This is a genomic window from Sphingomonas sp. Leaf30 (assembly GCF_001422525.1).
GTDB lineage: Bacteria > Pseudomonadota > Alphaproteobacteria > Sphingomonadales > Sphingomonadaceae > Sphingomonas > Sphingomonas aerolata.
The window spans coordinates 33,382-53,448 of the sequence record NZ_LMKZ01000021.1 but is presented as its reverse complement, the minus strand read 5'-3'; the positions used below and the strand labels follow the sequence as shown (position 1 = coordinate 53,448).

Annotated in this window: 13 protein-coding genes; 4 read left to right on the top strand and 9 right to left on the bottom strand. The window is 64.0% G+C overall.

From position 1 onward, the window contains the following. A partial coding sequence (locus ASE89_RS21655) for a DnaJ domain-containing protein (protein ID WP_156363564.1) occupies positions 1-120 on the bottom strand: 120 nt, incomplete at its 3' end. 459 nt (positions 121-579) lie between these two features. Between ASE89_RS21655 and ASE89_RS20080 the strand changes: the two genes are divergently transcribed. After that, positions 580-2,718 carry a prolyl oligopeptidase family serine peptidase gene (locus ASE89_RS20080; RefSeq protein WP_082451783.1) on the top strand — a complete coding sequence of 713 codons (2,139 nt, stop codon included), beginning with the start codon at positions 580-582 and terminating at the stop codon, positions 2,716-2,718. 446 nt (positions 2,719-3,164) lie between these two features. Here the strand turns inward: ASE89_RS20080 and ASE89_RS18915 are convergent, their stop codons facing one another. The 5 genes from ASE89_RS18915 to ASE89_RS18900 form a co-directional block, all read right to left on the bottom strand. Then, positions 3,165-4,610: an alpha/beta hydrolase gene (locus tag ASE89_RS18915; RefSeq protein WP_168427731.1), complete on the bottom strand. Its 1,446-nt coding sequence runs from the start codon at positions 4,608-4,610 to the stop codon at positions 3,165-3,167. A gap of 503 nt (positions 4,611-5,113) precedes the next feature. After that, positions 5,114-6,118 carry an outer membrane protein assembly factor BamB family protein gene (locus tag ASE89_RS21390; RefSeq protein WP_443024361.1) on the bottom strand — a complete coding sequence of 335 codons (1,005 nt, stop codon included), beginning with the start codon at positions 6,116-6,118 and terminating at the stop codon, positions 5,114-5,116. After that, complete coding sequence (locus ASE89_RS21385; protein ID WP_236701880.1) at positions 6,004-7,494, bottom strand: hypothetical protein; 1,491 nt, start codon at positions 7,492-7,494, stop codon at positions 6,004-6,006. The genes ASE89_RS21390 and ASE89_RS21385 overlap by 115 nt, the downstream gene beginning before the upstream one ends. A gap of 368 nt (positions 7,495-7,862) precedes the next feature. Continuing rightward, positions 7,863-8,282 (bottom strand): acyltransferase, encoded by a 420-nt coding sequence (locus tag ASE89_RS18905; protein ID WP_166747235.1) that lies wholly within the window; start codon positions 8,280-8,282, stop codon positions 7,863-7,865. Positions 8,283-8,370: 88 nt separating this feature from the next. Continuing rightward, entirely contained in the window at positions 8,371-11,262 is a 2,892-nt protein-coding gene (locus ASE89_RS18900) for a TonB-dependent receptor plug domain-containing protein (protein WP_082451779.1), read from the bottom strand. 176 nt (positions 11,263-11,438) lie between these two features. Here ASE89_RS18900 and ASE89_RS18895 point away from each other — a divergent pair, with 176 nt between their 5' ends. Genes ASE89_RS18895 through ASE89_RS18885 form a run of 3 tightly spaced genes read left to right on the top strand, consistent with a single transcriptional unit; the run spans position 11,439 to position 14,433 of the window. Next, entirely contained in the window at positions 11,439-12,716 is a 1,278-nt protein-coding gene (locus ASE89_RS18895) for an extracellular solute-binding protein (RefSeq protein WP_082451777.1), read from the top strand. Then, entirely contained in the window at positions 12,713-13,594 is an 882-nt protein-coding gene (locus ASE89_RS18890; RefSeq protein WP_056681088.1) for a carbohydrate ABC transporter permease, read from the top strand. The genes ASE89_RS18895 and ASE89_RS18890 overlap by 4 nt, the downstream gene beginning before the upstream one ends. Next, positions 13,585-14,433 (top strand): carbohydrate ABC transporter permease, encoded by an 849-nt coding sequence (locus ASE89_RS18885; protein ID WP_056681085.1) that lies wholly within the window; start codon positions 13,585-13,587, stop codon positions 14,431-14,433. Before ASE89_RS18890 ends, ASE89_RS18885 begins: the two co-directional genes overlap by 10 nt. On the opposite strand, the gene ASE89_RS18880 is transcribed toward ASE89_RS18885, so the two are convergent. The 3 genes from ASE89_RS18880 to ASE89_RS18870 all read right to left on the bottom strand — a co-directional run bounded on the left by ASE89_RS18880 (position 14,394) and on the right by ASE89_RS18870 (position 20,015). Then, positions 14,394-15,503 (bottom strand): ABC transporter ATP-binding protein, encoded by a 1,110-nt coding sequence (locus tag ASE89_RS18880; protein WP_056681083.1) that lies wholly within the window; start codon positions 15,501-15,503, stop codon positions 14,394-14,396. The genes ASE89_RS18885 and ASE89_RS18880 overlap by 40 nt on opposite strands. 187 nt (positions 15,504-15,690) lie before the next feature. Next, entirely contained in the window at positions 15,691-17,949 is a 2,259-nt protein-coding gene (locus ASE89_RS18875) for a glycoside hydrolase family 3 N-terminal domain-containing protein (protein WP_156363573.1), read from the bottom strand. Further along, on the bottom strand, positions 17,949-20,015 hold the full coding sequence (locus ASE89_RS18870) for a hypothetical protein (RefSeq protein ID WP_056681077.1): 2,067 nt from the start codon (positions 20,013-20,015) through the stop codon (positions 17,949-17,951). Before ASE89_RS18870 ends, ASE89_RS18875 begins: the two co-directional genes overlap by 1 nt. Positions 20,016-20,067: the final 52 nt, after the last annotated feature.

The following is a 20,067-nucleotide window of genomic DNA, read 5'->3' as shown; positions in this document are numbered from 1 at the left end:
ACCATGATTGGCATCGGGGTGATATTGACGGAGCAGCGCTTTCCACGCGGCGTGGATAGTTTCGCGACTTGCCGTCGAGGGCACCCCTAAAACAGAATAATAGTCGGGTGAGAGAGCCATCTATCCGTTATCTGCGGCTAAAACGCGAAAAAGGAAAGTCAGCCTGGAGCGTGATCTTAACCTGACCTTCTCGGTGATCCAAAAGGTGGCTTTAGGCGTCAACAGTCAGATGGCTATCGTTCCCATCCGCCACTTCGCGCTTTCGACGACGCTACGCCGCCCTTGAGCGTTGACCCAGTGTCGGCCATTCGCGCTCCCTCCCCGGCTTATCGACTCCAGACATTCGTTCATGCTCAGGCTTTCTGCCTATATCGTGTGGTATATCGTCAGGAACGTGGTGTTCAAATGGGTTAAGCCGCTCGGACTCGGTTCTCATGCTGCGTTGTGTTCAGCACTTGCTCAACGGACGAGGAATTCGCTCACTCATGAAACATAGCTTGCACATGGGTTCAAATCTGCAATCGTAGGATTTTTTAGCATCCCTTCTTCGTCAGTCGAGTTTGCTGGAGCGAAATCTAAATGCTGTCACGTCTGTCTTTTCGTATCGCTTTCTCGCTCGGGATGCAGATGTTATGCTCCCCTGCCGTGGCATCGGACCGACCAAATCCGGCGCCTGTTCAGGCCGTCACTGACGACTATTATGGTACGAAAGTTGTTGATCCCTACCGATGGATGGAGAACGGCAAAGATCCCCGCTGGATGCCTTGGCTGAAAGCACAGGCGACTGCCGCCCGTCACGCCCTTGATGCGATTCCTGCGCGCGAGCGCTTTCTGGCAAGCGCCAAGGCGTTGTCCGGTGATCTGGCCACAGTGCAGAAGGTCGTTGCCGTTGGCCAGACCCAATTTATCCAACGGCGGAAAGCTGGGGCGGAAGACTCAATACTTGTCGCCCGCACAGGGAATGCACCAGAGCGCATGCTGGTCGATCCCGCAAAGATCGGGGGCGGCGATCAGGTTCTTGATTGGTGGCAGACATCGTCCGACGGACGATATGTCGCGGTTGGGCTATCAAAGCGGGGGAGCGAGGCCTCGGTTCTCCACATCGTAGAAACGGCATCGGCCCGCCTGCTTCCTGATCGCATCCCCAATACCGACTTCGGCGTGGTCGGGTGGTTACCCGACAACAGTGGATTTACTTATCTCACCTTCGTCGGTCAGAAGGGAACACCAAGCTACTATATCAATTCCGAGCCACGGCTACATTTGCTGGGTACATCGGCGCCTGACCGGCTCCTGATCAACCGTGCAAAGTCGCCGGTTCCGCTTGGCGCGGAACAGTTTGCGACTGTCTCGGTCACATCGGGCTCAAAATCCGCGGTGCTGGCAGTGGAAGACGGACGCCGGGAACAAGCACTTTACCGAACCGATATCGGCATGCTCTCGGCCGGACCCGCCACTTGGACACGGATCAGTGACTTCAATGATCTCGTTGTCGGCGCAAAGATATCTGGAGACAATCTCTGGCTCCTTTCACGGAAGGGAAACAGCAACGGCACCGTCATTCTGACGTCGGCCTCCAAGCCGAACCTGGCCTCCGCAAGGCAGGTGGTCATTCCGGGCAATCCAGTTTTAGAAAGCATCTCGGCGACTAAGTCGGGCGCCCTCGTGCAGACCATTGAGGGTGGACAATCCGGGTTATGGCGCGTGAGCATCTCGGGGGCAGCGACGCGTGTGGCGCTACCTGTTTCCGGCACGGTCCGTTGGATTGAAAACGAACCGACGTCGGACACGGCGTATGTGAGCCTTGCCGGTTGGTTCACGCCAGCAAGACCCTATAAGCTCTTAGCGGATAACACTGTCCAGGATACGGGTCTGGTACAGGCGCCTCGCAGACTTGATCCGAGCCGCTACGAAGTTCGGACGTTGACCGCCACGGCGCGGGACGGAACAACGGTACCGTACACTGTGGTGATGCGTAAGGACATCACCTCCAATGGACGTAATCCGCTGCTGATCGAGGCTTATGGCGCCTATGGCATATCGCTTACACCCGACTACCAAAGCCAGCTGATCCCTTTCCTGGATCTTGGCGGTGTATTCGTGACCGCGAATGTCAGAGGTGGTGGTGAGTTCGGGCGCAGTTGGCATTATGCCGGCAAGGCCGAAACCAAGGCAAATACCTGGCATGATGCCATTGATGTCGCCGAAGCATTGGTCAAAAACAAACTCACGTCTCCAAAGCACATGACCATCATGGGAACATCCGGAGGCGGCGTAATGGTTGGTCAGGCCATCAACGAGCGACCGGACCTATTCAATGGAGCCATCGCAAACGTCGGCTTCATGAACCCTATACGTTATGTATCCGAACAGAACTTTGCTGATATTCAGGAATGGGGCGGACCGATCACCGACGCAAAGTCGTTTAAGACGATGTTCGATCTTGATCCGTACGAGCATATCCGACCAGGCGTTCGATATCCGGCCACGCTCGTTGTAAGCGGTATAAACGATCCGCGAGCAGCTACTTTTCATAGTGCGAAATATGCTGCCAAGCTTGCCGCAGGAACGACCAGCGGTGAGCCCGTACTTCTTCGTATCGATTTTGACGCAGGTCACGGAGTAGGATCGACACGAACGCAAAGGGAAGAACTTTGGACCGACATCTATAGCTTTGCACTTTGGCGCGGAGGATCATCTGAATTTCAGCCCAAGTAGTTCTGCGATTATGAGGCCCATTAGGCAGCTATGGATTCTAGTATTTGTGCAACTAATTCACAGAACAATTTGTTTTATCGCTGGAAATAAGGATGCTATATCATATAAGCTTGATGTCAGGCTGGTCCTCGGCTTATGGCGGTCGACCAAGAATCGGACGATCATGCCCCTTCCTTAGCGTCCCAACTTTGGACGCTGGTTCATCTTTGCGAGTCGCCGATCTTCAAGCCCGGCTATCTTCTCGTGAATGTCGTCATGGGAAAGGAAAATGGATCGATTGCTTTCGAAAAGGCGGGTGCCGATAGCGGACATCCCACCCCTTCCGCTGCTTCCTAACTACGGACGCTGGCTCATAGTCGCAAAACAGAAGTTCAGACGCGACGTTAGCTTCAAAGCCACCTGCCGAGTGCGCCATCGGTAGAGACCGCTCCCTACTCGCTTCACCGTCATCGATGCGAATTCGTGCCGCGTGACGACGCCGCCATCTGCGCTGCGATGGTGTCAAGGAGGCCGAACGTGTCGCCGTTTTCGGTATAGAGGTCAAAGTGAGTGCGGCCCGGAACGATCGCCACTGCCGCATCCAATTCAGCGGCCTTCGCCACCACGTCGAACTTGCGCACGGCGCCGTCGAGATAATTGCTGTCGCTACCGCCCACCCAAATATGAAGCTTGCCGTGCAGCGCTCGCCGGTCTGCCGGAGTAAGGCGCGCGAGGCCAGCAGCTAGATCGTAATGGGCCTGCCAATAGGCCACCACGGCAGGATCGACCGCGCCGGTCGTGCGATCAAACATGGGCTGTGGTCGCCCGTCTTCGCCGCGGGGCGAGAAGGTCCAGTCAAACGACGTGAGCTGGCCGCCATACGCACCCAGCACGGCCTCGGTCCTTGCCGCCGTCTCGAAGCTGGAGACGCTCGCTCCTTGTCGTACGAGTGGCAGCGGCTGCCCATCGCCACTGCGATACACGTTGGCCCCCGGCGCATACAGATCGGCCTGGATGAAAGCGTGAAAGTCGACGGGATCCGGCGAGGTGGACCATGTCCCACCGAATAGGCGCGGGTGCGCCAGCTGAAGATGCAGGCTGGCCCACCCGCCCGACGAGTGGCCCGTGAGGAAGCGCGCACCGGAACGAGCGTCCGTCCGGTAGGTGCGATCGATATGCGGGAGCAGCTCGTTCGTGAACGCGGTGTCCCAGGGGCCGTTGTTCACGCTGTCGACGAACTCCGACGTTCCGGTCGGCGTCGTCATGTCCGGGATCATCCAGATCATCGGCGGCATCTTGCCGCGCGTCATGCGCTGCTGGAAGCGGACCGCCGACTGGGTGAGGTTGTAGGTCGGGCCGCCAAAGCCGTGGAACCAGTACACCACCGGATAGCGTCGCCCGCCTGGCGTATAGTCTGGCGGCAGGACGACATAGCCCCGCATCGAAATAGGCCGCCCCCAGAAGCGGGAAAGCCGTTCGCTGTGCAGGTCAAAGGACCGGATCGAAGGCCGGGTCGACTGCGTATCGACGATGACGTGCGCCGGCGCAGTGGCTGGCAACGTCCAGGCGTCGATCATCGGCAACTCCGTGTCGAGCGACAGAGAGCCGCCCGTTGGCAGATCGAGGACCGTGACGGCGCTTAGCAGATCGCCAGCACCGCGACCCGTTCGAGCATAATCGTGGTTGCGGTCGAGCACGACCTGAACTGCGTAGCGACCCGACGGTGCAGTCTCGAAGCGGCGAGGGAATGCGAGGAGATCGGCGTCGAGTTCCACGGTCTCGCCAGGCGTCAGCGACGCGACCTCCTGCGCCGCAACGATGACCGGACCGGGATCGAATGGCGACGCATCGACGCTCGGCGGTGGCGCTTTGCCATCGAGAGCCTGCGCAAAAACGATCAGCCGACCAGACACAGGACCCGCATGCTCCCGCGGCAACTTGACCTGAAACCGGGTTGCATCAGCGGCAACGGGCGCAAGTAGCATCACGAGAGGCAGGAGGTGCTTGGGCGTTATCGAGAATGAAAATTGCCTAGCCGAAGCGATCAACGTGCTTCTAACCCTAGCATATGCTTTATTCCCTCGCATTTCCAGCATCCTATACTCCTCCCTCAAACGCATTCTGTTCGACACGCTTGTGTAATTGCACTGCTGACCGATCTACTATCCGAGCAGTACGGATCGCACCTCGATCATGCGGCCGAGAGGACCCGCGGAGATAGCAATGATTACGCTTCAGGCCCCTTCTCCCCATCATCCACCCAAGCAGGTTGAACAGGATCACCAGCCCTCCCGACACCAACAGCGCGATGTTGAGCGTGGAGAAGAGGATCAGTTGCAGGTCGTGGCGCGACGAGCGCTTGAGGCTGATGTGCCGTCATTAGCTTGCGGAATGTGCTCCGCGATCCGGCCCCCGGTCAGGTGCGCGGCAAGGCATAGGCCAGCGTATAATCGCCATACCGCGTCCCCAGCGCACCATGCCCGCCCGCGGTAATCACGACATATTGCCGCCCGTCCGCACCGCGATACGTCATCGGCGTCGCCTGCGCGCCCGCCGGAAGCCTGGCCTTCCAGACGACCTTGCCGGTTTCTAGGTCAAACGCCCGCAGATACTGGTCCGTGGTCGCTGCGATGAACGCCAACCCGCCGGCGGTGACAATCGACCCGCCAAGGTTCGGCACGCCGGTCTTGATCGGCACACCCAGATGCGATCCGAACAAGCCGGTATCGCGAGCCGTACCGAGTACTTCACGCCACAAGACCTTTTTCGTCTTCAGGTCGACCGCAGTCAGATGCCCCCAGGGCGGCGCGTTGCACGGTGCGCCGAAGATCCCGATCCACGCCTGCACCACTGCGACATACGGCGTGTTGTATTGTGTCTGCAACTGCGCCTGCCGAGCGTTCTCGCCGCCCTGCTTCTGCGCCATCAGCGGCCCGACGCGTGGATCATCGCGGCGCATCAGCCACAGCTTGAACGGCATCTCCATCGTGTTGACCGTCATGATGCCGCGCACCGGATCTACCGCCGCCCCGCCCCAGTCGGTCACGCCGTCGAACGCCGGGTGGCCTATGATCGGCGTCGTGCCGATCGGCTGATAGATCCCCGCCCCCTGCGACCGGCGGATATCGATCCGGCACAGCAACTGGTCAATTGGCGTAGCGCCCCATGTCGCCTTTTCGCTCGGCGCAGGCGGGGTAAACGATGGCATTCCTACCGAGAAGGGCTGCGTCGGCGATACCGTGACGCCGGGCGTCGCACCGTCGGTCCGTACGCGTCGCTCGGCAACCGCGGCGATCGGCGCGCCCGTCAGCCGGTTGAGGAAAAAGACCTGCCCCATCTTGGTCGTCTGCAGCAACGCTGGGATCGCCCGCCCGTTTGGCGTGCGATAATCGAACAGCGACGGCCCGATCGGCAGGTCCATGTCCCCATGTCGTGATGCACTAACTGCCGGCTCCAGCGCAACTTGCCCGTCGCCACGTCGAGCGCGACGATCGACGTGCCGAACCGGTCGTCGAACGGCCGGCGATATCCGATCCAGTAATCGGGCGAGGCATTGCCCGTGCCGAGATAGACGAGTCCGTTCGCGGCATCGGCGGTGATCGCGCCCCAGACATTGGGCGTGCCCCGCGTATAGACCTGCTCAGTGGGCAACGGCGCGATCGCATCCTGCGAACGACCGACGTCCCACGCCCAGACCGGCTTGCCCGAGACCGGATCATACGCGCGCACCACGCCGCTCGGGATGTTGCGGTTGACGTTGTCGGTGATCCGCTCACCGATGATCAGTCGCCCGTTGACCACCATCGGCGGCGACGTCCCGATCTGGTCGGATGCGTTCGACACGCCCATGTTATCCCGAAGGTCGATGCTGCCGTTCTGGCCGAAGCTCGGGCATACCCGCCCGGTGTCCGCATCGAGCGCCACAAGTCGCGCGTTGAAGGTCGGCGCGAAGATGCGGTGCGGACACGGCGTTCCAGCCGGCGCCTCGAAATACGCCACCCCGCGGCAAACGAGGTAGTTGTTGCCCTGCACATTAGCCGCCTCGTGCCAGCTCCACTTGGTCCGGCCAGTGGTGGCGTTGATCGCCTGCACGAACGAATGCGGCGTGCAGGTGTAGAGGCTATCGCCGACGTGGATCGGCGTGGCCTCGGAATGATATTCCCGCTTGTGCTCGGTGGTCTCTGCCGCGACCGGCAGATCGCCGGTCCGCTGCGTCCAGGCGAGCGCCAACCGTTCGACATTGGCGGGTGTGATGTCAGCCAGCGAGGAATACCGCCGGCCTGATGCGGTACCGCCATACTCGTTCCAGTCGTTATCGGCCTCGCCTGTCGCTACTTGCTTGAGGCCGCCTGGCATGGGTGCGACCAGCCCCTGTGCATCGCCGTCGCGGCCACGCACCGCGAACAGGCCTAAGCATAAAGCCGCAATGCTCGCTGCAAGGACGGGCGCGGCGCGTGATAAACCAGAACGACCGAGCGCCGTCCCGCTCCGCCAACCTACCAAGACGATCAAGATCAAAAGGACGGTCGGCGCGACGACGCGCGGCACGAGTTGCAGACCGTCGAAGCCGACTTCCCAGACAGCCCAAACCAGGGTGGCGATCCAGATCGCTGTGAATAGCCAGCTGCCACGCCGATCGTCCCGACCTACAAGCGCACCGCTCACGATCATCGCGAGCCCGACGATCAGATAATAAGGCGACCCGTGGAGCGATAGCAGCACAGCACCGGCGATGACGAAAAAACCGCCCAGCAGCGCGATGATCCAGCCAAGGGTGCGCGCCAGGTTACATCTCATCTCTGCTGCTCCACCGCGTCTATGGATCCAACTCGTGATAGGCCAGCAGGCTGCTCCATGACGATTATTTCATCAATCGAACCAGGAAAGGTTTAGATGTCGTCTTCGGCCCGCTGATGTTAGCATGCCTTTAGTGCGAGCCCATCAAGCCGTTTTGAGCTACTTTCTTCAAATCCCGATGTTGGGGTGTCGAACGTTTCCCGATTACCGAAAGGACCCACAAACGGCCATTCAGGTCCCCATAGGCTCGCCCAAACTCCGGCCGTCCGTTCATTTAGCGATACGCCATTTTTTCGGAGCCTCGTACGAGAGCTTCGGGCGGGTGGAACGTAGATAGTTGGTCTTGACGACGCGATCGTGATCAGCCGTCACTCGAACTCAAGGTCTTTGATACGCACGGCATATGGTGGGCAGTAAAGTCCATGTGCTTCGGTAGATTTCGCGATCACCGATCCTGCATTAATGACGCACCCCTCTCGCACGGTGACGCCCGGATAAATGGTGACGTTGGCGCCTACCCAGCAACCGCGCTCGATCAGGACAGGCCGAAGTCGATCCCCGTCCACGCCCCGTCGCCAGACCGAGCGTGTAATGTGGTGGGTCAGCGAGATGATCGTGCACCGGTAGCTGATCCGCACCGCTTCGCCAATCTCGACGCCACCGCCGGCGTCGATCAGTCCCTCGGGACCGACGAACGCGCCTTTGCGCAGTGTCAGGCGGTGGGGATCGACGACTGTGCAACTGGGATCGATGAAGGCCCCTTCCTCCATCGTGATAAGGCTCAGCATGTCTTTGGTTAGCACGGCGTCTTTTTTTTCGTTTTGGCGATCAGGCGTCCGTCGTCGAGGCATCGTCCAACGTCAACGCCCGAGCGGCTCAATACCAAACCTTCGCGCCGGCATAGAAGTACCGGCCGACTGGCGAGATCGGCACGTTGGTCTCGAAACCGATATCGGGCTTCCGGTCGGCGAGGTTGTTGACCCCGCCATAGAACGAGAATCTCTCGTCGACCGCGACCTCGGTCTGCACGTCGTGCTGCCACAGCTCCTTGTACCGGAGATAGCGCGGATCGACGAGGCTTGGGTTCGCATCAGTATCAACCTTGGCGAACCGGCGGACGCCGTCCTGCCAGCGCACGTTGTAGCTCAGCGTCAGCGCCCCCGCGGTCCAGCTCGGCGAGAAGGTGAGGGTATATTTCGGACGGAACGGCTGATCGACATTGTCCTCGGTGATGGCGCCCGGCGTGGCGACCTGTTCGAGCTTGTCGAGATAGCCGCCGACCAGCCGGATATCGAACGCGCCTGCTCGCGCCGTCCGGAAGCGATAGGCAATGTTGAGTTCGGCACCGGCAGTGCGGAACGCCGCGACGTTCTGCGGCTGGACGACATAGCCGTTGATGAACCCGGTGCCGCGCTCGCGGCTGATCGCGTTGCAATAGGCGTTGTCGAGCGTCGGCTGATCGACGCACAGCGACGCGATCGTGTTCGCATCGGGCGTATTGATCGCGTCGCGCAGACGGATGTCGTACCAGTCGAGCCCGATCGACAACCCGGAGATCGGCCGCACCACAACGCCCGCTGTCCAGGTGCGGGCGACTTCGGCGCGCAGGTCCGGATTGCCCTGCTGCGTGCCAGGAATGAAGATCGTCGCGTTCGGGTTGTTCTGCGCGGTGAAGGTGGCGGGATTGCCCCCGGCGCCGGTGATTAGCGCCTGGCAGTTCGCGGTGCGGAACTGCGTCCCGAGCGTGCGGTTGCCGATGTAGCAGGGATCGGAGAAGAAGTTGCTGCTGCCGGTCTGCGGACGGAATATCTCACCGATGTTGGGCGCGCGGACCGAGCGGCCGTAGGAGCCGCGGAAGCTGATCTCGCGGATCGGCGCGTAGATGCCGTTGAACTGGTACGCACGGGTCGAGCCGACCGTCGAATAATCCGAATAACGTCCCGCGGCACCGACCGAGAGCAGGTTGGCGAACGGTACGTCCTTCAGGATCGGCGCGTTCAATTCGCCGAACGCTTCCCAAACATCGAAATGGCCGCTCGACGGGGTCGGCAGGATGTATTCGTCATACTGGTAGAACAGATTGTCGGTGATCGCCTGCGCCGGACGGAAGCTGCTCGATTCACGACGATATTCGCCACCGACCGCGAACGCGACCGGGCCGCCGGGCAGCGCAAAGAACTGCCCGAAGTCACCGTTCAGCGAGGCGTTGGCGACATGCTGCGTGAGCCGTGCATCACTCGCCGGGTTGCTCAGGAAATACCCGAACGAGGCCGGATCCACAGTGTTGCCGCCGAACGTGTTGACGGGAATGCAGCCGGCCGCGCGGGCGTCGGCGGAGCGGCACACGATCGTTCCGCCCGGCCCGCGCACCGCATCGAGCGCGTTCAGGAAGCGAACGTTGAGGCGGTCGTTGAGCTTCGTCGCGCGAACGTTGGTCTGGCCATAGGTATAGGACACGTCGTAGCTGGCATGCTCCGAGATCCGGCCGGTGACGTCGACGACGCCGCGATAGGTGCGCCGGCGGTCTTCCTCGCCACGCCGCGGGATGTCGAAGTTGTTGCGGTTGACGTCGACCGAGCCGAGCCCGGCTGCGGTCGCCGCTGCGAGGATGCTTGGCGGGATGTACGGATTGTCGAGCGCGACTGTCGCGGGATAATTGCCGCCATAACCACCAAAGCTGGTCACGGTCGACTGGACGAACTTGCCCTCCAGGCTGACCTTGAACGCGTCCGACGCGTCGTAATGCGTCAGCGCGTTGACCGCGTGGCGGCGGGTACGCGGGAAGATATCGCCAATATAGCCCGCGACCGGCGTGTCATCACCGCCGACCGTGTACCCGTCGTTCTGCAGGAACCGGCCGGGCGTGTAGAGTGCGCCGTCGCCCCGGAAAACCTGGTCGCCGATATACACGATGCCCTGGTTCGAACTGTACGGATAGCGCAGGTCGCCGACCGGTCCGACCTTGTAGCTGCCAGCGCGCGTCGGGTCGTAGTTGTCGAGGTTGACGAAATACTGGCGGTCGCCCTGTGCGAGATACCGGCGATCGTCGTTCGCGAGCGGCTGGTCGGCGTTATACTCGTAGGCGAGCGTTAGATTGCCGCGGCCGTCGGCGAAGTTGCGGCCCGCGATCAGCGAGGCGAACCGGTTGGCGGCGTCGCCCCGCTCAGAGATGCCAAACTGGCTGCGGGCCGCCACGCCATTAAAATCGCGCTTCAGCACGAAGTTGACGACGCCCGAGACGCCGTCCGCGCCGTACACAGCCGACGCCGCGCCTGTGAGCACATCGACGCGCTCGATCAGGTCGGTGGGGATCGCATTGATGTCCACAGCAGCGGTGTCGGGCTGGCCGGCGACATGGCGGCGGCCGTTGACAAGCACCAGCGTACGGTTGGGGCCGAGACCGCGCAGGTCGAGCAGGTTGAGGCCGACCTGCCCGAAGGTGCCGTCGGCCTGGGCATTGCCTGCGGTCCGCGTGCTGTCGCGCGAGTTGGTGAGCGCCGGCACGCGCTGCAGGAAGGTCGTGACGTTGGTGTTGCCTGACTTCTGGAGGTCGGCGGCGCTGAACGAAACGATCGGGTTGGGTGCTTCGTAATCCGGGCGCGCAATGCGCGAACCGGTGACGACGATCTCGCTGGCGGGATCCGGGGCCGACTCGGCAGCGGTGGGCGCGGGCGTATCGGTGGTCGGCGGCGCGGTCTGCGCATGTACCGACGTCGCGACAAACAGCGCGACGCCCGACAGCAGATGACGGCGGCGAAGGATACGCATGGTTTCTCTCCCTGTCCGCCGGCATTGGCCCCCCGCCGGCATTCGTTGCGTCCGGCTTACGCGCATCCCTGGCTACGGAGCAAGCATATCCCCGGCGCAAACCCCGCCAAGGCCTTACGCTAGCCCAATAATTTGCCGATCCACGCCATGTGCAGGGGGTGGCGCGGCACACCATAATGCGCCACCATCCTGCGATGCGGGAGCAGGCTCAGGACTGGACGCGGAGGGCCGCATTGGGGCTTCTGCCGACGCTCGGGCTGGCGGCCTGTGCCGGCACGCGCAGTCCCGAGCCGTTAAAGTTCTGGGCGATGAGTTATGAGGGCGATTATTCGCCGATGCTGATGCCCGCTTTCACCGCCGCGACGGGCATCGCGGTCGATGTGCAATCGCTGCCGGCGACCGCGAGCCACGAGAAGCTGCTGACTGCGGAGGCAGGCGGCGCGACGCCCGACGTGCTGATGCTGTACAATGGCTGGATCCAGGAGTTCGCGACGATCGGGGCGATCGCCCCCGTCCCGTCCGCGACGCTGGTCGCAGACATGTTCCCCGGCGTGCTCGACGCGACCAGGTTCGGCGGTCGGGACTTTGCGGTACCCTGGTCGGTCGCGCCCCAGGTCCAGTTCTACCGCCGCGACATTCTCGCCACGGCGGGGTATGCGGAGCCTGCCCAGGACTGGGATGGCTGGCTTCATATGGGTCACGCGATCAAGCGGCAGCGACCCGATGACTTCGTGTTCATGCTGCTGCTCAACTGGCCCGACACGCTCATCACCATGCTCGGCCAGACCGGCGCGGCGATGCTGCGCGACCGGGATACGCGCGGCAATTTCCAGACCGCGGAGGTCCGGGCCGCATTCACCTATTACAACCGGATCTTCGCCGAAGGGCTTGCACCGAAAGCGCTATCGACCGAAATCCAGGATCCGGTCGCGGCCTTTGCGCAGGGCTATTTTGCGATCTGGCCGACCGGGCCGACGACCCTGCTGGACCTTCACCGTCGCGCCGCGGAGATACCCGCCGAGCGCTGGGGGACAGCCCGGCTCGCCGGTCCGCACGGTCTAGGCGCCGTGTCGGGATTGAGCACGAGCCTGTGCGTATCTGCCGCGACGCCGCGCACGGCCGATGCCTGGGCGCTGGTTCGCCACCTCAGTTCGGCAGCGAGTGAACTCCGCTACCAGCGCCTGATCGGCAATCTCCCGGCCCGCCTGAGCGCCTGGTCGTCACCGCAACTTCGCGCGCCCATACTTGCGCCGTTCAAGGAGCAGATGCGCTTCCCCGCCGCCGCGCCGAAAGTGATCGAGTGGGAGCGGATCAAGCTGGAGATTCAGTTCGCCGCCGAGCGCGTCGTGCGGGGCGTTCAGACGATCCCGCAGGCGCTCGCCGGACTCGACACGCGCGTCGACCAGTTGCTCGCGAAACGCCGCGCGCTAGTCGGGGCGGGGACGCTCGCATGACCCGCCAGGAACGCGCCGCCTGGCTGTTCTCGGCGCCGGTGCTCGCGATCATTGTGCTGGTCTTCGTCATCCCGACCGCCTTGGCGATGGCGTTGTCGGTCACGGACTATTCGATCTATGCGCTCGCGGACTGGGCGAACCTGCGCTTCGTCGGGCTTGGCAATTTCGTCGACCTGTTCTCGACGCCGCTGTTCTGGCGCGCGATCGGCAACACCGCCCTGTTCGCGGTGCTTGGCGTGCCGATGGCGATCGGTGCGTCGCTCACCGTCGCGCTGCTGCTCAACGACGCGACAGTGCGGTGGAAGCCGCTGTGGCGCGTGCTGCTGTTCGCGCCCTACGTCACCAGTGTCGTCGCGACCGCGGTGGTTTGGCGGTTCCTGTTCAACGAACGCTCAGGGCTGATCAACCGCGCGTTAGCGACAGTCGGTGCAGCGCCGGTCGACTGGCTGGGCAACCCCCACACCTCGATCCCGGCGATCCTGATCTTCGTCACCTGGAAGATCTTCGGCTACAACATGATCGTGTTCACCGCTGCGCTGTCCGCGGTGCCGCAGGACCTGATGGAGGCTGCGCGGCTCGACGGCGCCGGGCGCTGGAGCCGCTTTCGCCACGTCACCCTCCCCGCGATCGGCCCGACGTTGCTGCTCGCCGCGGTGATGAGCGTCGCGGGCTTCCTCCAGATCTTCGCCGAGCCCTATGTCATGACACTCGGCGGCCCTGCCCAGAGCACCACGACGATCCTGTATTTCATGTTCGACGAGGGCTTCAAATGGTGGAACCTCGGCCAGGCCAGCGCGGTCGCTTTCGTGCTGTTCCTGGTGATCCTGGCGCTGACGATGGGCCAGACGCGGATTGGGAGGCGCTACGAATGGCTTTGAAACTTCGCGCGATCGTCGCCAATGCGGCAGTTGTTACCCTGACCGCGCTGACGATCGCGCCATTGCTCTACATGGTGATCGTATCGTTCATGCCGCGCGGGGAATCGAGTAATCTCCCGACGCCGCTCTGGCCATCGCATTGGTCGCTGGAGAATTACCACGAGCTGCTCGTTCGGCGGCTGATCGACGGTGCGTGGTTCGACTACCGGATCGTCCCCGCACTGTTCAACAGCATCGCCATCGCAGCGATTTCGACGCTGCTCGGCCTCCTGCTCACGGTGCCGGCCGGCTACGCGTTCGCCAAGCTGCGCTTCCGCGGACGCGAGCGGCTGCTGAAGGTCCTGATCGCCTCGCTCGTCGTCCCTGGCCAAGTCGCGATGCTGCCGCTGTTCCTGATCTTCAAGCAGCTTGGGCTCGTCAACAGCTATGCGGGCGTCATCCTGCCCTCGCTCGCCGGCATCTTCGCGATCCTGTTCGTGCGGCAGGCGACGCTGGCGATCCCCGACGAGATGATCGACGCGGCCCGGATCGACGGAGCGAGCGAGACGCGGATTTTCGTGACGATCGTCCTGCCCCTCCTCACCCCGATCGTCGTCACGCTGGCGCTGTTCATGTTCCTCGGCTCGTGGAACGACTTCCTGTGGCCGCTGATCGTGCTGGCCGACCAGCGTCTCTACACGCTGCCGGTCGCGGTCGCGGCAATCGCGCGCGAGCATTCCGCAGACGGCGAGCTGATGATGGCAGCGGCCGTGGTCACGACGATGCCGGTGCTACTGCTGTTCCTCGCGATGCAGCGCTATTACCTGACCGGACTGCTCGGCGGCAGCGTGAAGGGATAAGCGCGACCATCAGCGCCGAACACATGCGCGTCGCCGGGCGCAACGCCGACCCGCAGGACTTCGCCGAGCGTGATCGACCGATCTCCCGGCAATTGCGCGACGATCGTATCCGCCGCGCCTCGTGCGCCCAGATGCGCGAACGACAACGGCCCGAGCCGCTCGAACAGTTCGACCGCACCGACGAACGGCCCCGCGTCATCGACGTGCAAATGTTCGGGGCGGACGCCGAGCGTGACCGTCGCACCGACCGCAGTTTCCGGGACGATCGCGCCGGTCTTCACGGTTTCCCCTCCCGCTAGGCCTAATGTCGTACCGTCATCGTCGACCGACACGATCCTTGCCGCGAGCAGGTTCATCCCCGGCGAGCCGATTGCCGCTGCAACGGCGAGACTCGCCGGCCGCCGGTACACCTCGATCGGCGGCCCGACCTGCTCGACACGCCCCTCGCTCATGACCACGATCCGGTTGGCGAGCGTCATCGCCTCGAGCTGGTCGTGCGTCACGTAGATCATCGTCGCGCCAAGCTGTTGATGCAGCCGCGCAAATTCGTGCCGCATCCGCGCGCGTAGGTTGGCATCGAGGTTCGACAACGGCTCGTCGAGCAACAATACCTTCGGTCGACGCACGACTGCGCGCGCGATCGATACCCGCTGACGCTGCCCACCCGACAAGGCCCGCGGCCGCCGGTCGAGCAGATCCGACAGATCGAGCATCGCCGCGACTTCCGCGACCCGCTCGGTAATCTCGCACTTGGCGACTTTTGCGACCTTCAACGGAAACGCGATGTTCTCCGCGACCGTCAGATGCGGGTAGAGCGCATAGGACTGGAATACCATCGCCAGCCCGCGATCCGACGGCGCCGCATCGGTCACGTCGCGTACGCCGATCGCCACCCTTCCGGTGCTTGGCACCTCAAGCCCGGCGATCATCCGCAGCAGTGTCGACTTGCCGCAACCCGACGGCCCGACGAGGACGACGAACTCGCCTTCCTCGATCGTCAGGTCGGTCGGCTGGAGCACTGTCGTGCCGCCGAAGCTCTTGGAAAGTCCGCTGATTTCGACCCTTGCCACGGCATGTCCTCTTATCTACGTCGCCTGCGTAGCGACAGACACGACAGCGGGCAAAGTCATCCTATGCGCGGTTTTCGCATCGTCGCGCTGAACCGTCTCACAACCCGCCATTCACGATCGCGGCAGCGGCGCCTGCTTCACGCGATCCGTTTTGTGATTGCGGGGTGAATTGATGAAACCAGTTTGTTCAGAGCGTTCCGCCAGATAAATACAGAGGGAAACAAACGCCGCTACCGGGTCCGTTCAGTGCGATCTGAAGATCGAAATCCCCCGGTTCTGCCTGCGTCGTGCCGTCCTGCGTGACGAACGCGAGATCGGCGCGCGTGAGCGACATCGTGAACCGCTGACGATCGCCAGCCCGCACGGTGACGTGCACGAACCTCTTAAGTTGCCGCACCGGTCGCGTGCGACTGGCGACGCGGTCGTGGATGTAGAGCTGGACGAGAGCAACGGCATCGCGGGTGCCGCTGTTATGGACAGACCCACCGATGGACAGTTCGTCGTTCCACGCCATCGTCGGCGCGACCACGACATCTTCGAGCGCCAAGCGTCCATAGGTCAGGCCGTGCCCGAGCGAATAGAGCGCGCGATCCGGGGCGTCGCGCCACCGTGCACGGCCATCCTCGAGCGGGTTCGCGTCGCTCGCGGGGCGGCCGGTCGAGCGATGATCGTAGGACCAGGGCTGTTGGCCACTCGCCAGCGGAAAGCTGACCGGTAGATGTCCTGACGGGCCTTCGATCCCGAAGATCACGTCGGCAACAGCATCTCCGGTCGCTTCGCCAAGAAACCACGTCGCGACTATGGCGGCTGCATCCCGTATCGCACCCTCCAGAACCAGCGCGCGGCCGTGACGCAACAGCACGACGACCGGCGTACCGGTCGCCGCGACCGCCTCCGCTAGCTGGCGCTGTGCGGCGGGGACATCGATCGCGACGCGGCTGTTACCCTCGCCGGACATGTCGCCGCCCTCCCCCACCGCCAGCAGCACCACGTCCGCCGCCCGCGCCGCAGCGACGGCACGCGTCACACCGTCCGGCAGCGACGCGCGAATGTCGGAGCCCGGCTCGACGATTAGCGACGCCGGCTCGCCGAGGCGGGTACGGATGCCAGCGGCGAGGTCGATCCCCACATTCTCTTCACCCGCGAACGACCAGGGTCCGTAGAGGTTGGCGCGATCGGTCGCGAACGGCCCGATCAATGCGATCCTCTTGCCCGAACGCGGCAGGGGCAGGATGTCGCGCACGTTCTTCAACAGGACGATCGACCGTGTCGCCACCTCACGGGCCAGGCGCCGGATCGCGGGACTCCTGGTCTCGCGGCGTTCGATCCGCGGGTCCATCGACCGGTACGGATCGTCGAACAGCCCCAGCGCATCCTTCAGCGCGAGTACCCGCCGCACCGCCTGATCGACCGCCGCGATCGGCACCGCCCCACTCGCGACCAAGGCGGGCAGGTGACGATTGTAGAGCCCGCTCTGCATGGACACGTCGATCCCAGCGAGGATCGCCAGCCGCGCGGCGTCGGCCTCGTCCGCCGCGATCCCATGCATGGTAAGTTCGCGATCGGCGTCATAGTCCGAGACGCAGACGCCGTTGAAGCCGAGCTCGCCGCGCAGGACATCCGTCAGCAGGTGACGGTTCGCCGTCACCGGCACGCCGCCAAAATCGGTGAACGAGGCCATTGTCGCGCCAGCCCCCGCCGCGAACGCCTCGGCAAAGGGCGGGAGATAGGTCTCGCGCAACTCCGCCTCGCTCATGTCGACCGCGGCATATTCCATCCCGCCGCGGACGGCCGAATAGCCCACGAAATGTTTGGGCGTCGCGAGCATCGCGTCGGCACGCTTCAGATCGGGGCCCTGGAACCCGCGCACCCGCGCGACCGCGAGCAGGCGGTTGAGATACACATCCTCGCCCGCGCCTTCCGCCACGCGTCCCCAACGCTGGTCGCGCGCAACGTCGACCACGGGGGCAAATGTCCAGTGAAGCCCACCAGCCGTCGCTTCTCGCGCCACCGCTCGCGCCGCGCGTTCGGACAGGTCGGGATCGAACGCGGCCGCCTCGGCCAGCGGGATCGGAAAGATCGTGCCGCAGCCGTGGATCACGTCGGCCGCAAGCACGAGTGGGATCATCAGCCGGCTCTGCAACGCCGCTGCCTGAAGCCGCCGTGCGCCTGCGACGCCATAGCCGTTGAACAGCATCCCGACGCGCCCTGCCCGCACCTGCGCTAGCATCGCCTCGGCGCTGCTGGCGTTGACGATCGGGTTGAACACCGCGCCGACCGGACGGACGTCGTCGTTGAAGCAGCTGAGTTGCCCCGCCTTCTCCTCGATCGTCATCGCTGCGATAAGGCCGTCGATCCGCCGCGCCGCCGCGCCAGCCGGAACCGGCACTGCAATCGCCGCGGTAAGCAATCCGGCACGCGTCATCACCGCGCGACGGTCGATCATCATTTCGGCGGACGGAGCGCGAGGAACACGGTGCTCCACAATTGCGCCGCGTTGGATTCGTCGGCATCAGCGGTCGACGCACCGAATGGGGCCACGGTGTAGCGCCCGTTTGCATACGCCCAGGACCAGAGTTCGGACGTCCGCACCTCGCCCGCCGCGTCGATCGCGCGCCACAATCGCGCGCGCGCCGACACCAGCCGGCGCCGCGTCGCCGGCGGGAGATCGCCCCGCGCCAATTGCCGATCGAGCCCCGCCGCCAGGATTGCCTGCTGCCACGACCAGACCACCGTCCCGTGATAGGCGGTCGCGCCGAACCGCGCCTGCACGTCCGCAGGCGTGAAGGCGGGGTTGGCGACGAGCAGGCCGATATCGGTCATCAGGCCGGCGGGGAACGGCCGCATCATCGCATCGACCGAGCGATCCAGATCGCCAGCCGAAGGCGTGCCGAACAACAGCGCGAACCCGTCGTCCGAGTGCACGACGGGGACGGGCTTGCCCGCATCGTCGAGCGACAGCGCGTTGAACGCGAGCGGTGCCGCACCAAGCGCACCAAGAGCGGGCGCCGACGGTACGCCGACCTTGCGCGCATAGGCCGCGATGTCCGCGCTTGCCTGCGCATTCGGCACGGTCATCGCGAACAGCGGCGGCGCCGCACGTTGCCATGTCTGCGCCTGCGCCCCGGCCTTGCGCAGGGCCGCGCGCTCCTCGGACGTGCCGTAGCGGTCGAGCAGGCCACTCGCGGCAAACCGCTCGATCGCGGCGAGCGCAGCCGGCACCCACACCGCATTCACGTCATACGCGTAGCGGCCACGCCCCAGCCCTTCCTCGCTGTCGCGCCACTGCCCGGTCAGGCGCCCGGCCTTGATCGCGACCAGCGCCTTGTATCCCGGCTGCTTGGCGAATGCGGCGGTACGATCGACAACCCAGGCGAAGTTGCGCGCGATCAGGTCGCCCTGCCGCAGCCCGTTCCCCGCCGGCATCGCGAGAAAGGCAGCAGCGCGTGCGCGACCGCGGGGGGCCTCCAACAGCCACGCCCGCGCCACCGGCGCCAGCATGAAGTCGTCGTCGACCATCGCATAATCATAGACCGGCGTCGCGATCCGTCCGCGGCCTTCCTTCGCGTTGCGCAGGACCGCGAACTCACCGATATCCTCCTCGTGCGCGACCTCGCCATTGGCCGCGAGCCGCGCCAGCACCGCGCCGATACCGTCCTCGACCGCGGCGGGCTGCAAGACCGGCATCAGCAGCCGCAGCGACATCAACGTATCGCGGCCAAAATACGTATCGAAGCGCCACGACCCCGCCAGGAACTTCTCCCTGTATGACAGATACGACAGGGCGTTGCGCGCGCGCGGATCGGTGCGCGCTGCCGCGGTGAGCAGCGCATCGCCGCCGAGCGGGGTGAGCGGCATCTCGCCACTGCCTGCGACGATCGCGATCCGGATACGCCCGCCCTTCCCTGCGCGAATACTCTCCTTGTCGACGATCGTCCCGTCGAGCCCGCGAACCGACAGGATATAGCCCGCCGCACCGTCAAGCCGGTCGCGCGCCCAGATCATCCCGGGCCCGCCGCGAAGATCCGGATTATACCGCCCCTGGGTCAGGACCTCGGCAGGCGCCGTCCCGAGCGCCTCGTAATCGCGCAGCACGCGGATCGACGACAGCACTGCCTGCCGGAAACGCAGCACTGGCGCATCGATGCTCGCGGTCGCCTGCACCGCATGCAACGGCCGCCCCTTCGCATCAATCATCGACGACGGCGTCGGCGGCGTATCGAGCGTCCAGGTCGCCGGCCGATCGATTGTGTCGAACCACATCCCCACCGCGCTGTTGCCCGCCGGGAACGCGGAAAGGATCCGCGGCACATCGCCCGATCGCAACAACAGGTGCGCGGCGGTCTGGCCCTCACGCACGAACGCATTGATGTTGCGCCCTTCGTCGATCCGGAACGCGAGCGGCGCCGCGTCGCGCGCGGCCCGGCTGTCGACTGGCATGCGCTGGGCGGATCCGGCGACACCGCCGGCAAGCGCGACGACGAGCGCCAGCGCGGAGGGTAAGCGGACCATGGTGTCTCCGGAGGAAAAGGGGCGCGGTCGGGATCAACCGCGCCCAGGGGAG

Excerpts from the sequence above, each read along its gene's own strand:
- ASE89_RS20080 (WP_082451783.1), top strand. The coding sequence starts at position 580 with ATGCTGTCACGTCTGTCTTTTCGTATCGCTTTCTCGCTCGGGATGCAG.
- ASE89_RS21390 (WP_443024361.1), bottom strand. The coding sequence starts at position 6,118 with ATGGACCTGCCGATCGGGCCGTCGCTGTTCGATTATCGCACGCCAAAC.
- ASE89_RS21385 (WP_236701880.1), bottom strand. The coding sequence starts at position 7,494 with ATGAGATGTAACCTGGCGCGCACCCTTGGCTGGATCATCGCGCTGCTG.
- ASE89_RS18905 (WP_166747235.1), bottom strand. The coding sequence starts at position 8,282 with ATGCTGAGCCTTATCACGATGGAGGAAGGGGCCTTCATCGATCCCAGT.
- ASE89_RS18900 (WP_082451779.1), bottom strand. The coding sequence starts at position 11,262 with ATGCGTATCCTTCGCCGCCGTCATCTGCTGTCGGGCGTCGCGCTGTTT.
- ASE89_RS18895 (WP_082451777.1), top strand. The coding sequence starts at position 11,439 with ATGCGCCACCATCCTGCGATGCGGGAGCAGGCTCAGGACTGGACGCGG.
- ASE89_RS18890 (WP_056681088.1), top strand. The coding sequence starts at position 12,713 with ATGACCCGCCAGGAACGCGCCGCCTGGCTGTTCTCGGCGCCGGTGCTC.
- ASE89_RS18885 (WP_056681085.1), top strand. The coding sequence starts at position 13,585 with ATGGCTTTGAAACTTCGCGCGATCGTCGCCAATGCGGCAGTTGTTACC.
- ASE89_RS18875 (WP_156363573.1), bottom strand. The coding sequence starts at position 17,949 with ATGATCGACCGTCGCGCGGTGATGACGCGTGCCGGATTGCTTACCGCG.
- ASE89_RS18870 (WP_056681077.1), bottom strand. The coding sequence starts at position 20,015 with ATGGTCCGCTTACCCTCCGCGCTGGCGCTCGTCGTCGCGCTTGCCGGC.